The 14,245-nt window shown below is 51.7% G+C and carries 8 protein-coding genes; 7 read left to right on the top strand and 1 reads right to left on the bottom strand.

Annotation, left to right across the window (positions count from 1 at the left end; genetic code table 11):
• The first annotated feature begins 326 nt into the window (after positions 1-326).
• From GmarT_RS27725 to GmarT_RS27700, 6 genes are all read left to right on the top strand, one after another.
• Positions 327-2,435: an alpha/beta hydrolase family protein gene (locus tag GmarT_RS27725; RefSeq protein ID WP_002645455.1), complete on the top strand. Its 2,109-nt coding sequence runs from the start codon at positions 327-329 to the stop codon at positions 2,433-2,435.
• Between the two features lie 124 nt (positions 2,436-2,559).
• The gene (locus tag GmarT_RS27720; RefSeq protein WP_002645456.1) at positions 2,560-3,630 is read left to right on the top strand and encodes an AAA family ATPase; all 1,071 of its coding nucleotides are present in this window, start codon (positions 2,560-2,562) and stop codon (positions 3,628-3,630) included.
• Complete coding sequence (locus GmarT_RS27715; protein ID WP_002645457.1) at positions 3,587-4,492, top strand: DUF58 domain-containing protein; 906 nt, start codon at positions 3,587-3,589, stop codon at positions 4,490-4,492. The genes GmarT_RS27720 and GmarT_RS27715 overlap by 44 nt, the downstream gene beginning before the upstream one ends.
• A gap of 21 nt (positions 4,493-4,513) precedes the next feature.
• Positions 4,514-6,763 carry a BatA domain-containing protein gene (locus tag GmarT_RS27710; protein WP_002645458.1) on the top strand — a complete coding sequence of 750 codons (2,250 nt, stop codon included), beginning with the start codon at positions 4,514-4,516 and terminating at the stop codon, positions 6,761-6,763.
• An 83-nt stretch (positions 6,764-6,846) separates the two neighbouring features.
• Positions 6,847-7,038 carry a hypothetical protein gene (locus tag GmarT_RS27705; protein WP_230682401.1) on the top strand — a complete coding sequence of 64 codons (192 nt, stop codon included), beginning with the start codon at positions 6,847-6,849 and terminating at the stop codon, positions 7,036-7,038.
• Positions 7,039-7,120: 82 nt separating this feature from the next.
• Positions 7,121-7,579 carry a DTW domain-containing protein gene (locus GmarT_RS27700; RefSeq protein ID WP_002645460.1) on the top strand — a complete coding sequence of 153 codons (459 nt, stop codon included), beginning with the start codon at positions 7,121-7,123 and terminating at the stop codon, positions 7,577-7,579.
• A gap of 25 nt (positions 7,580-7,604) precedes the next feature.
• Here the strand turns inward: GmarT_RS27700 and amt are convergent, their stop codons facing one another.
• Positions 7,605-10,256, bottom strand: a complete 2,652-nt coding sequence (gene amt / locus GmarT_RS27695; protein ID WP_002645461.1) for an ammonium transporter — start codon at positions 10,254-10,256, stop codon at positions 7,605-7,607.
• A gap of 704 nt (positions 10,257-10,960) precedes the next feature.
• Between amt and carB the strand changes: the two genes are divergently transcribed.
• Positions 10,961-14,215: a carbamoyl-phosphate synthase large subunit gene (gene carB / locus GmarT_RS27690; RefSeq protein ID WP_002645462.1), complete on the top strand. Its 3,255-nt coding sequence runs from the start codon at positions 10,961-10,963 to the stop codon at positions 14,213-14,215.
• Positions 14,216-14,245: the final 30 nt, after the last annotated feature.

Raw genomic sequence — 14,245 nt, 5'->3', positions numbered from 1 at the left:
CAACGGAGAGCACAGTCGGAGTATCAACGTTCAGAAATACAGGATTCCCACATTGATTTCAACTGACAGTCTAACTGGTTTCGAGGGGATATGGAATTATATAAAAACAGAGAAAATAATTCTGTACAATTGTCTGACAGACTTCCATTATAGAGAAGCCAATTGTAAAGAAAACCAAATTTTGATAACAATCGCTACTCGTAGCAATCATTTACGAAATCCAGGTGCATTATCTGAGTGTTCTGACCTTGTTTACTGACTATGAACACGCACGCTCCTGCATTTCAACGTCATCATAAAATTTCGATTCATCAGGATTATACTATATGTCGGGCTCAAATCAGTCGGTCGACCAGTTCGCCTCTCTCACACGACGGTCTTTTCTACAGTCAGGAGGGATGAGCCTGGCTGGCCTGAGTCTGTTAGATCACCTGGTACTCCAGGAACTGGTAGCGGCGCCTGCTTCTTCCGATCAAAAGGTAGAAACCTTAAACCGCTTCCCGCGGATGGTGCAGGAATACTTTGTCGAACGGGTCAGGGAACAGGAAGCCAAAACCATTCAGCGACTCGATGCGTTAAAAACCAAAGCAGACGCTGAAGATTATGTGGCCTCTGTGCAGAAACGCATCCGTGAATCTTTCGGCCCGGAACCCGAACGCACTCCGCTCAATGCGCGGATTACCAAAACGACAGACCGCGATACCTATACGATTGAAAATGTCATCTTCGAGAGCCGTCCCGGATTTCTGGTTACGGCAAACCTGTATGTTCCCAAAGGCATTACCAGACCCGCGCCGGGTGTTGTGGGAACCTGCGGACATTCGCATAACGGGAAAGCGGAGACCGCATATCAGTCATTCTCACAAGGGCTCGCCCGCAAAGGCTACGTTGTTTTAATCTTCGATCCCATTGGCCAGGGGGAACGGGTCCAATACAGCGGCACTGATCTCAAATCCACGGTAGGTGTCGGCGTCCGCGAGCATCTGCAGGGCGGCAATCAGCAGTTTCTGGTCGGTGAAAATCTGGCAATGTGGCGCGCCTGGGACGGAATCCGCGCTCTTGATTATCTGCAGACGCGTAAAGAAGTTGATCCAAATCAGGTCGGCGTCACCGGGAATTCGGGAGGCGGGACCATGACCACCTGGCTGTGTGGTGTGGAGCCTCGCTGGACGATGGCGGCTCCCAGTTGTTTCGTCACCACCTTCCGTCGCAACATGGAGAACGAACTCCCCGCCGATACCGAACAGTGTCCGCCCAAAGTTCTGGCGCTGGAACTGGATCACGCCGACTTCCTGGCGGCGCAGGCACCAAAACCGGTTCGCATCCTCAGTAAGGAACGCGACTTTTTCGATGTGCGGGGGGCGCGGGAAGCGTATCTGCGGCTGAAGCGACTCTACAAACTGCTGGGCCACGAAGACAATATCTCGCTGTTCGTAGGGCCTACCTATCATGGCTATTCGCAGGAGAATCGAGAAGCCATGTATGAATGGTTTAACCAGGCGACCGGCATTTCCAGTGAATCACAAGAGCCAAAACTGGTCATCGAAAAAGATGAAACACTCTGGTGTACCCCAAAAGGTTCAGTCGCAGACATCGGTTCTAAACCACTACATGTTTTTACAGCAGAGCAATCGAAAGCACTGGCGGCGGAGCGAAAACCAAAGTCGGGCGCTGCCCTGCAGTCAGCGGTCGCGGAAACATTGCGCTTGAAAAACATCGAAGGAACACCCGATTATCGCATCCTCAGAAACCGGGGTGGCAAAAACTATCCGCTCAAAAATACCATCGCTTATGCCGTGGAAACAGAACCCGGCATTCAGGCTATCGTGTACCGGGTGTCTGACGAGAAACTTTATTCCCGACCCCCTCAGGACGCCGGCAAACAGGCGACTCTGTATATTTCCCATGTCTCTGCCGATGCAGAATTGCGGGAAGAGCCTCTATTGAAAACTGCCGGTAAGGATAAAAAACGCATTTTATACACCTGTGACGTGCGCGGAGTAGGGGAATCGATGCCCGACACGACCAATGCGAATTCCTTCTTCACTCCGTATGGCAGTGATTATTTTTATGCGGCCCACGCGGTCATGCTGGATGACCCGTATGTCGGCCAGAAGACATTCGACGTGCTGAGGGTCCTCGACTGGATGGCCGCCAACGGACATACCGATATCCATCTGATCGGTCGCGGCTGGGGTGCCCTGCCGGCGACGTTTGCCGCCCTGTTCTCGCCGCATGTGAAACAGGTGACTCTGAAAAATGCACTGACTTCCTTCAGCGATATCGCTGAAACCGAGCATTACGAGTGGCCGCTTTCCACACTGGTTCCGAACGTATTGACCGTCTTTGATATGCCAGACTGTTATGCTGAACTGAAATCGAGTAAAGGGCTTACGCAAATTGCTCCCTGGGGGGCAAAAGGCGCTGACAGCTGAGAACTCCTGCCAACAGCCTTGCATCTACCCGGGTACGCCCGTCACAATAGGATAGTTAACACCGGCGGGCTTCACTCTTTTCTCTGAACAAGAAACTGGCATCATTGTGAGCAGCGATCCTAAGATGGAAACTTCCGATCTGGAATCCGTTGAAAAACTACACCAGGCATATCAGCGGCTTCTGCAGGAAGTGAACCGTGTGATTATCGGCCAGCAGCAGGTGGTGGAAGAATTATTGATTTCCCTGCTCGCAGGCGGACACAGCCTGCTGGTCGGCGTTCCCGGGCTGGCGAAAACACTGATCGTGCACACGCTGGCAGATACGCTCAATCTTTCCTTTAACCGCGTTCAATTCACACCCGATCTCATGCCGGCTGATATTACCGGGACCGACGTGATTCAGGAAGATAAGAGTACCGGCAGCCGCGATTTCAAGTTTCTTCCCGGCCCTGTATTTTCGAATGTTGTACTGGCAGATGAAATCAACCGTACGCCTCCCAAAACACAGGCCGCGCTCCTGGAGGCAATGCAGGAACACCAGGTGACGGCCGGTGGTCGAAAACACAAACTCCCGGTTCCATTTTTTGTACTGGCGACTCAAAATCCGATTGAGCAGGAAGGCACCTATCCCCTGCCGGAAGCGCAGCTCGACCGATTCATGTTCGAAATCAAAGTCGAGTATCCCAGCGAAGAAGAAGAATTTGCGATTGTGAGACAGACGACGTCTGATGACTCGTATTCGGTGAAGAAGGTATTGGATCTGGATGAGCTGTTGTCTTTTCAGTCACTCGTGCGCAAAGTTCCCGTCGCCGACCATGTGATTCGATATGCGATGCAGTTTGCCCGCATGACGCGCATCATCCCAGGCAGTGACACGCAGGCGGAGGAAGTCCCGGACTTTATTCGTGAGTTTGTCAGTTGGGGTGCCGGCCCGCGTGCCAGCCAGAATCTGGTACTGGGTGCAAAAGCCCGCGCGATTCTGCATGGGCGGATGTATGTGAGTACTGATGATATTCGGGCCGTCGCACATCCCGTGCTCAGGCATCGTATTATTACTAACTTCAATGCGGAAGCCGAGGGGATGACTCCCGATAAAATCGTGGATCGACTGATTCAACTCATCTCGGTCGACTCCTCTCAGGAAAAACTTGATGGACGATTACCGCAAGTATTTAGATCCGCAGACGCTCGCTAAGGTTCAAAATCTGGATCTGGCGGCGCGACAGATTGTGGAAGGCTATGTTTCCGGGGCACACAAAAGCCCTTTTCATGGTTTTTCCGCCGAGTTTGCGCAGCATCGGGAATACGCGACCGGCGATGACCTGCGCTACGTCGACTGGAAGGTCTACGCCAAATCGGATCGATATTATCTGAAACAGTATGAAGCCGAGACCAATTTTACCTGCTACCTGCTGCTTGACTGCAGTGAATCCATGCGGTATCGCTCTGAAGGGACCGCGCTTTCCAAGTGGGAATACGCGCGGCTGGTGGCCGCTGCCCTGGCGTATGTGGTTCTCAAACAACAGGATGCCGCCGGGCTGTGTACGGTCAACGATCACGTGGTCGATTTTCTCAGACCGGCCAGTCAGCCAACCCATCTGAAACAGATATATTATACCCTGGAACACACGGAAGCAGCAGGCGAATCGGGACTGGGAAAAGTCTTTCACGAACTGGCAGAACGCATTAACCGTCGCAGCCTGATCATTATCATCAGCGATCTGTTTGATGATCTCGATTCGGTCATGCTGGGATTAAAACATTTTCGCCATCGCAAACATGATGTCAGCCTGCTGCAGGTGATTGATCCCGCGGAACAGGACTTCCCTTTCCAGGAGCCGGTTCTCTTTCGCGGACTGGAAAACCTGCCGGAACAGATGGCGGAACCACGCTCACTCAAAAAAGCATACCAGGCCGAGTTTGAAAAATTTCTCAAAGCAGCGCAGCGCGGCTGTCGCGATCTGAATATGGACTATGGATTTGTTCGTACCGATCAGTCTCTGGATATGGCACTCTCAACATTCCTCTCACACCGTCAGTCACGAGTCGGTTCTTAAGTTGTATTGATTCAAATTTTCATGAACGCTTTTTCCTTTCAGCCTCTGTTTGCTTTTGGTTTTGCCAGTCCCTGGCTGCTGATGGGACTGCTGGCGGCTGGAATTCCCATCCTGATCCATCTGCTGCATAAGCGAAAATTCATCGAAACCGAATGGGCGGCCATGAAGTTTCTGCTGGCGGCGACCCGGAAATATTCCCGGCGGGTGCGGTTTGAGCAACTGTTGATCCTGCTGGTCAGGTGTCTGATTCTGCTGCTGCTGGCAGTCGCATTTTCGCGTCCTTACTGGTCTCTGCAAGGCGCCTTTTTTGAAAGCGCCGCGCCCGTACATCGGATTCTGGTCGTGGATACTTCCTTCAGTATGCGCTGGCAGGGAGAGGAAGAGACCCTGTTTGAAGAGGCCAGAGAAATCGCGCGGTCGATTGTCTCATCGTCCCGACAGGGAGACGCGTTTCAACTGATTCAGATTTCCAGCGCTTCGCCACAAAAAGTGATTTCCCGCCCTTCTCGACAACAGACCTATGTGCTCGATGAAATTTCAAAACTGCAACCGACACAGGAGTTCGGTAATGCTGGGCAGGCGCTGCAGGCGGCGCTGGAATTTCTCGGACAGGCTCAGGAACTGGCGCAGAAAGAAGTGATTATCATCAGCGATTTCCAGGCGGAGAGTTGGGCTCCCCAGCAGGCCGAACAGGGAAATTCACGCATCCTGTCATTAATGGATGCATTATCAAAAAAAGCGACGCTGATTCTTAAAGATGTCGGAGTAACGGAGGAATCGAATCTTGCCATCGTCGATTTCAACAGCAGGTCCGTATTTGCCACGTTAAATCAGCCGGTGCGTTTGAGTGTCACTCTGCATAATTTTGGCCTTCTGAACCAGGATGCGGTCAACCTGCAGTTGTACGTCGATCAACAGCTGGTCAATCAGAAGCAGGTGGACCTGCCGGCGAATACTGACACTCAAGCGGAGTTTACCCATCAGTTTACCCGGGTGGGCGATCATCGACTGGAAGTTCGACTCGCCGACGATCGACTGCCGCTGGATAATCATCGCTGGAAGGTCATGCCCGTCAAAAAAGAAATCAACGTGCTGCTGGTCAATGGCAGACGCTCGACGGAAGCGATGGGCCGCGCCACAGACTTTCTGGAACTGGCACTCTCGCCTTCATTGCAGGAACAACCCTGGCAGGGAATTATCAAGCCGCATGTGATCAATGAAGGCGAACTGGCGACCACCGAGCTGAGCCTCTACGATGCGGTTGTCATCTGTGATGTTGCTCTGTTTACAGATCACGAACGCGATCTGTTAAAACATTATGTCAGTCGCGGAGGCGGGCTGATCTTCAGCCTCGGCGAGCAGGTGAATGTCAAGAATTATAACCAGACGATCTTTCAACCAGGGCAGGGGCTGTTATCCTTGAAATTGCTGGACCGTCGAGGCGACGCCCGCAGGCATACCACACTGTTTGAATTTGATCCCCTCCAGTACCAGCATCCCGTTATTGAAATCTTTAAGGGAAATCCTGACGCCGGCCTGGAGACCACGCATATCTACGAATACTTTCAAACAGAGCTTCCCGCCGATCCGAATACGCGACTGATTTTGAATTATGATACGAATGATCCGGCAATCATCGAGGGGTCACTCGGACGGGGAAAAGTGGTCCTGATTACCACATCACTTGATCGGCTCTGGGGGACATGGGCGATCTGGCCCAGCTTTCCGCCGATGGTGAATGAACTCGTGTTGTATATTGCGACGGGTAAATGGGGCAGTCGCGAAGCCCGGGTGGGACAGCCTCTGGAAATCATGACCCGGGAAAACCAGCTGACACTTTCTCCCCAGATGATCGCGCCCGATCAGGAGAAGTATCCGCTCAGAAGCGTTCTCGACAGTGAGGATGAGTCCCGCACAATTACCTTCCCGCAGACTTTGCTCTCTGGGATCTACGAACTGGACTGGGGATCGGCGGCCATGGAAAATACACTCTATGCCGTGAATGTTTCGTCACAGGAAAGTAATTTGAATCATATTGGTCCCCAGGTGATTCCACCACAGTATTTTCGTCGACCCGAGGGAGCTCAAAGTCAACTGGCAGAAGTGCCGGAAGAACGCAGTACACAGGCAGGACTGGCGGAAAACCTGTTGCTGACCGTACTGGCTCTGATCGTGGTTGAACAGTTGCTGCTCTGGCGATTTTCCGCTGGTGCATTGACGTTTCTGGCAGTGATGCTGATCTCCGGACTGAGCCTGTTTTTCCTGCGTTGACCGTCAGGGAGTCTGTGATTTTCTCAACGCCTGTGATATACTGACCCGTCCGAAAAGTTGATTCGTATCCAGAATATGAGGAAATGCAATTCGTAATGAGCCTGAATAAAAAACAGAAAAAACAGATTGACGTGGCCCGTCAGAAAATTCAAAAGCTGCGACAGCGACTGACCGGCGCCAAAGAGCAGATGGATGACCCCCAGGAAGTCAAATACCTTGAACAGGAAATCGCCGTACAGGAAGACCTGATCAAGAAAGTCCAGGAAGCTTCCTGAACAGTGTCCTGCAGATATCAGATCCATTCACCAGGTTCGACTGAAATTGAATGGAACGCACTTAAACTTAAAGACTGAAGCAGTGCCAGGCTCGCATCCTCCCACAGTGATTGTGGTACATCCCAAAGAACGCAAAAGTAAATGCACCGTGCAGCCTTTGCGCACCAGCGAAGACTTTGTCTTCTGGAAGTTCCCCCGTAAGGAAGCCGACCGCATACAGGGATATGTGCGTCTGGGACTGGATGGCCCCCTCATCAGTCCGGCGGATGCAGACTCGGGCCTGCTGGTCCTGGACGGAACCTGGCGTCTGGCGGAGAAAATGGAACCCGATTATCGGGAACTTCCCGTTCGCAGCCTGCCTGACTGGAAGACCGCATACCCGCGTGTCTCTAAACAGTTTGCAGATCCTTCAGCCGGGCTTGCCACCATTGAGGCCATCTACATTGCTTATCACCTGATGGGACTGGATACAACCGGCCTGCTGGAAGGTTATTACTGGGCAGATCAGTTTCTGGAACTGAATCGCGATCAACTGACGTAATTCTGAATCATTGTGAGATGAATGTTTACGTGACCGGCTCTGCCTGTGCACGCGATCGATATTTCAGAATGATGTTGCGGAGCTTCTCCCGGTTGACCGGTTTGGTTGCATAATCCGAGCAACCGGCGTCGATACATTTCTGCCGATCCCCGGTCATGGCATGCGCGGTCAAGGCGATGATGGGAGTCTCGATTCCCAGTTCACGCAGTTTTCTGGTGGCGCCATATCCATCCAGGACCGGCATCGACATATCCATCAGAATGACATCAAACGGTTTGCCTTGTTGTTCGGCATTCAGTGCCCGCCTGACTGCGATGTCGCCGTTTTCAGCCAGTACCACATGCGCTTTCTCTTTTTTCAGCAACATGGAAATCAGACGCTGGTTATCAACACCATCTTCTGCCAGCAGGACAGTACAGGGGCCCAGATTCATTGTTTCTGAATCACCTGCAGGCAATTCCGGATCTTGCTGGATCACTGGTATCTGTCTGAATTTGTCCTGTGGATTTTCATGAAACTTCAGTGTTTCCGGGTTGCCAATGCCAATGGTCAGCGTGAAGACGGTACCTTCACCAGGCACACTTTCACACGTCAGATCGCCACCCAGCATCTCGGCCAGTCGCTTGCTGATAGCCAGTCCCAGGCCGGTTCCACCAAACTTACGCGTGGTGGAAGAGTCCGCCTGGACAAACGGTTGATAGAGCATGGCAATCTGCTCGGCTGTCATGCCGATACCCGTGTCACTGATTTTAAATTCCAGCAGGGGATTATCAGCAGAAGAATTTAAAAACGATGTTTCCACTGAAACTTTTCCCCCATCGGGTGAGAATTTGATCGCGTTCCCAATCAGGTTGATCAGAATCTGTTTGAGTCGTGTCGGATCACTCTGAATCTCAACCGGGAGGGTACCCTCAAATGACAGCTTAAAGTGCAATCCCCGGAGTTCCGCCCTGACTTTCATCAGTGACTGGATTTCTTTCATTTTTTCCAGCAGGGAAAATTGAATGGTTTCGATCGTCAGATTTCCCGATTCAATTTTGGAGAGGTCGAGAATGTCATTGATCAGTTCCAGGAGGTAATGCCCGTTACGTTTAATCACGTCCAGTAACTGAATGCTGCCCGGGCGGCCCCAGCTTTCTTCAATCAGCAAATCGGTGTATCCCAGGACGGCAGTCATCGGCGTCCGGATTTCATGACTCATATTCGCCAGAAATTCACTCTTCGCCCGCGAGGCAGCCTCCGCATCGGTATTGGCCTGTTTCAGTCGTTCGGCTTTTTCTTCCAGTTCACGACGGGTTAATTCCAGATTTTCCGTCCGGTCTTTCAGTTCATTTAAAGCCAGATCCCGTACTTGTGAAACCCTGTTGTATTGTTTTGCAATCAGGCTGACATCGCTGTATTCGTCCATGTCATCTCCCAGCTCGGTATCTCCCTGGATATGCAGTTCCATCAGATTCAACAAGTCATACATTTCTGAAGTGGCACCATGCTCTGCCATATTCAGACCCAGCTTTTCTTCATCTTTGGTTGCACGCAGTCGAACAAAATGACTGATGATCCGTAAAGTGACCCAGCAGAAAGAAAAACACCAGATGAAGCAGACGCCACATCCCAGTAACTGGATCAGAAACTGTTCCCATCGGGAATGTGACAGGAGCTCGGCGGGAATAAACAATGCGACCGCCAGAGTACCCCAGACACCCGCAAAACCGTGCACGGGAATCACGCCGATCGTATCGTCGAGCTGGAAACGCTCCAGAACCCAGACACCCGCTTCCATGACGATCGCTGCGATAATTCCAATCACCACAGCAGCTGCAGGCGAGACCGCATCACAACTGGCGCTGCTGGCGACTAGGCCTGCCAGCAGACCATTCAGTATGTTTTCGATTTCGATCTGTTTCTTCTGATAGAATTGCCACACCAGCATTGTGATGGCACCACAGGCAGACGCCAGAAAAGTATTAATAAAGATTTGCGGTACATGCGATGTAAAACCAAACTCACTTCCGCCGTTAAATCCAAACCAGCCCATCCAGAGGATAAAGACACCCGTTGTCGCGAGGGTCAGATTGTGCCCCTTCAATTTTTTTGAACCGGATTGTTTATCGAATTTTCCAATTCGAGGTCCGATAATCATGATCGATGCCAGCGCTGCCCATGCTCCCAGTGAATGGACGACTGTCGAACCACTGAAATCCCGGAATCCCAAAGACTCCAGCCAGCCGGGCGCTTTTCCGGTGAAATGACTGGTCCAGGCCCAGTGTCCAAACACGGGATAGATGATCCCGCCCAGCACGATTGAGAGAATCAGATAAGCGGTAAAGCGCATCCGTTCGGCTGAGGCGCCGGAAGCGATGGTGGCGGCAGTCACACACAGCATCAGTTGAAACAGGAAAAACGCGGATAGAAATATATCGGAACCGGAATTCGTGAACGGGAAATGAGTGGTGCCGATTAACCCACCCGTTGTCGTACCAAACATCAGGCCAAATCCGAATATCCAATACAGGATCCCCACAATACTGACGTCGACGACATTTTTTATGGCGACGTGAATACTGTTTTTAGAGCGGGAAAGACCAGATTCCAGACAACAGAAACCAGCCTGCATAAACAGGACAAATAGACTGCAGACCAAAATCCAGAGAATGTCAATTTGTTGATGAAGTTCCATGATTTCGACTCATGTATCTGGCGAAGTAGTTAATCACAAGCTTCCCGAAATTCCAGACGTGCTCTCATACACTGTCTCAAGGAAGTGTTTCAGTTTTCAGAAATAAAACAGATCGCTGTTTCATTCACAAAAAGCTTATGTTTTTTTTTGTCAACATGTGCCTTAGATCAACATTATTGCAGTACCTGTTCATTCTGCGGTCTGATTTGCGTGAAATCCCTTAATACATAAGGAGGGGAACGTTTTAACCTGTATAGATGAACGAAATTGAGGAATTAAATACCTCCTTAAGTAAAAGCGTTTTCTATATAGCCACTTAGAGAAATTCAAAGCGTTTATTTCAGTCTGTTATTAACGGCTTAAAACATCAATTCGGTTTAATTGTTCTGACAGGAACCACTCAAAGGAAAAAAAACCGCAGCTCACTGCACTGGATGCTAAATGTAATTCGGGCCCGAAATACTTACCGTACAAAAGTGTCTGATTTGGAGTTGATGGCTTGAAAGTCATCCGGATGTTTCCGTAAAGCATGGTAGATATCGGAGTGGTTCCCGTTCTCTGACGTTTCAAAGCCGGTTCTGGTACTTTCTGGTCTGCCTTGCTTGATTATTTTGCTGTGCTTGTTAACGTTGGGAAGATTTGCGCAGATAAAGGTCTCCGAGCCAGAGTATAGTGTACATTAGCTGTGAAAGTGATCCGAGAAAGTGCCCAGACGAGACGACATTCGTAAGATTTTAATCATTGGCTCCGGTCCGATTGTGATCGGTCAGGCGTGTGAATTTGACTATTCTGGAACCCAGGCCTGTAAGGCACTGCGGGAAGATGGTTATGAAGTCGTGCTGGTAAACTCCAATCCGGCTACGATTATGACCGATCCGGAAACAGCACATCGAACTTATATCGAACCGATCACCTGGCAGTATATTCAGAAAGTCATCGAGATCGAAAAACCCGATGCCCTGCTGCCGACGCTCGGCGGTCAGACCGGCTTGAACGCTGCGATGGATCTTGCCCGTCGCGGCATCCTTGACCAGCTGGGCGTGGAACTCATCGGTGCCAAAGAAGCGGTCATCGCCAAAGCAGAAAGCCGTGACCAGTTTAAAGAAGCGATGACCAAAATCGGGCTCGACTGTCCCCGCAGTGCTGTCGTACACAACATGGAGGAAGCCAATGCGGCAGTGAAGGACATCGGACTGCCGATCATTATTCGTGCCAGCTATACCCTCGGGGGAACTGGTGGCGGCGTGGCTTACAACCGCGAAGAGTTTGTAGAGAAAGTCCGCAGCGGTCTGGCCCTCTCTCCCGTCAATGAAGTCCTGCTGGAAGAATCTATTCTCGGCTGGAAAGAATACGAGATGGAAGTCATGCGCGATCAGGCCGATAACGTGGTCATCATCTGCGCTATCGAAAACTTCGATCCGATGGGCGTACACACCGGTGATTCCATCACCGTCGCGCCGGCACAGACACTCACCGATAAAGAATACCAGCGGATGCGCGATGCCACTATCGCCTGTATGCGTGAGATCGGCGTCGAAACCGGTGGCTCTAACGTTCAGTTCGCCGTCAATCCCGATACGGGCCGCATGACGATCATCGAAATGAATCCCCGCGTCAGTCGCTCCAGTGCCCTGGCTTCCAAAGCGACCGGATTCCCGATTGCAAAAATCGCCGCGAAGCTGGCCGTCGGTTATCGACTCGATGAAATCCGAAACGACATCACCCGCGAAACGTTTGCCTGTTTTGAACCAACTATCGACTACGTCGTCACCAAAATTCCCCGCTGGACATTCGAAAAATTCCCAGATGCCGACCCGGTTCTGACCGTGCAGATGAAATCCGTCGGCGAAACCATGTCTATCGGCCGTACTTTCAAAGAGTCTCTGCAGAAAGCGCTGCGAGGCCTGGAAATTGGTCACTTCGGACTGGGTGGCGGTAAGAAGGATCTCTGGGGAACTGCCAAACAGCCTTCCAAGGATACGATCCAGTCCAAACTTTCGGTTCCCAATGAAGAGCGGATTTTCTACGTTCGCTATGCATTCAAGCAGGGAATGACAACGGAGCAGATTCACGAACTGAGTGATATTGATCCCTGGTTCCTCAATCACATCAGACAACTGGTTGAACTGGAAGATCAGATCCGCTCACGTTCCCGCCTGGAAGATATGGACTACACCGCCATGAAACAGGCCAAGCAGTCCGGCTACTCCGATAAACAGCTGGCTTTCTGGCTCGACTCGACCGAAATGGATGTCCGCCAGTATCGCAAAGGGCTCGGCATTGAGGCGACGTTCAAACAGGTCGATACCTGTGCCGCCGAATTCGAAGCCTTTACACCATACTTCTATTCGACCTACGAACAGGAAGACGAAACGCCGGGCAATCCCGATCACAAACGCCGCATCATGATTCTGGGCGGCGGACCGAACCGCATCGGGCAGGGGATTGAATTCGATTACTGTTGCTGTCAGGCTTCCTTCGCGCTGCAGGAACTGGGCATCGAAAGCATCATGGTCAACTCGAATCCCGAAACCGTTTCGACTGACTATGACACTTCGGACCATCTGTTCTTCGAACCATTGACCACCGAAGACGTCCTCAATATCTGCGACCGCATGAAACCCGATGGCGTGATCGTGCAATTTGGCGGACAGACGCCGCTCAACCTGGCGCGTGGTCTGGAAGCCGCCGGCGTCAACATTATCGGTACCAGTCCTGAAATGATCGACGCGGCCGAAGACCGGGAACGCTTTCAGGCGATTCTCGAAAAGCTCGAACTGCATCAGCCTCCGAACGGCATCGCCACGGATACCGAAAGCGCACGCAACGTCGCCAGCAAAATCGGTTATCCCATCCTCGTACGTCCCAGCTACGTGCTCGGCGGACGCGCGATGGAAATCTGCTACGATGAAGAATCCCTAGTACGCTACATGAACGAAGCCGTCAATGCGTCTCCCGATCATCCGGTACTCGTCGATCGCTTCCTGGAAGATGCCATCGAAGTTGACGTCGACGCCATCTCAGACGGGATTACGACGCTGGTCGGTGGCGTAATGGAACACATCGAAGAGGCCGGCGTTCATTCTGGTGACTCTGCCTGTGTGCTTCCGCCGCACTCGCTCCCCGAGTCGGTCATCAATGAAATCAAACGCGCGACACACGCCCTGGCACGCGAACTCAAAGTCAAAGGGCTGATGAATATCCAGTTCGCCGTCAAGCAGACTGACGATGAGTACAAAGTCTACATCCTGGAAGTGAATCCCCGTGCCAGCCGAACTTCTCCCTTTGTTTCCAAAGCGACAGGAATTTCCCTGCCCCGCATCGCCGCTAAAGTGATGGCAGGCGTCTCGCTGCTCGAACAGGAAATCACACGCGAGCCTGAACCGAAACATACGTCCGTCAAAGAAAGTGTATTCCCGTTCTCCCGCTTTCTTGGCGTTGATATTATCCTCGGCCCTGAAATGCGTTCGACGGGCGAAGTCATGGGCATCTCAGACGGCTTCGCGATGGCATTTGCCAAAAGTCAGCTCGCTGCCAGTACCAGCCTGCCTTCCGAGGGCACCGTCTTCATCAGTATGGCTGATGTCTACAAAGACATGATCATCGAACCGGCAAGACGGTTGATCGAACTGGGATTCAAAATTGTTTCGACCTCCGGGACCGCACGTGTCCTCAAAGAAGCAGGCCTCGAAGTGGCCACCATCAAGAAGCTGAAAGAAGGACGTCCCAACCTGCTGGACATGATGGCGAACCAGGAAGTCCAGTTCATCTTCAATACGCCCAGCGGTAAAGGTTCTCGAACCGACGAAGGTAAAATCCGTTCGGCTTCGGTCTCGTACGGCGTGACCTGTGTGACCACCATCCCCGGCTGTCTCGCGGTTGTCAAAGCGCTCGAAGCACTCGCCGAAGATGCAACTCCCCAGGTTCGTGCCCTGCAGGACTGGATGGCAGACATGTGATTCACGAGGTTCAGGGAATGTCCTTCTCAG

The sequence above is a fragment of the Gimesia maris genome (genome assembly GCF_008298035.1).
GTDB lineage: Bacteria > Planctomycetota > Planctomycetia > Planctomycetales > Planctomycetaceae > Gimesia > Gimesia maris.
This window is presented reverse-complemented; position numbering and strand designations above follow the sequence as displayed.

What these genes read in the sequence shown, in the direction of transcription:
- GmarT_RS27725 (WP_002645455.1), top strand. Translation starts at nt 327, where the DNA reads ATGTCGGGCTCAAATCAGTCGGTCGACCAGTTCGCCTCTCTCACACGA.
- GmarT_RS27720 (WP_002645456.1), top strand. Translation starts at nt 2,560, where the DNA reads ATGGAAACTTCCGATCTGGAATCCGTTGAAAAACTACACCAGGCATAT.
- GmarT_RS27715 (WP_002645457.1), top strand. Translation starts at nt 3,587, where the DNA reads ATGGACGATTACCGCAAGTATTTAGATCCGCAGACGCTCGCTAAGGTT.
- GmarT_RS27710 (WP_002645458.1), top strand. Translation starts at nt 4,514, where the DNA reads ATGAACGCTTTTTCCTTTCAGCCTCTGTTTGCTTTTGGTTTTGCCAGT.
- GmarT_RS27705 (WP_230682401.1), top strand. Translation starts at nt 6,847, where the DNA reads ATGCAATTCGTAATGAGCCTGAATAAAAAACAGAAAAAACAGATTGAC.
- amt (WP_002645461.1), bottom strand. Translation starts at nt 10,256, where the DNA reads ATGGAACTTCATCAACAAATTGACATTCTCTGGATTTTGGTCTGCAGT.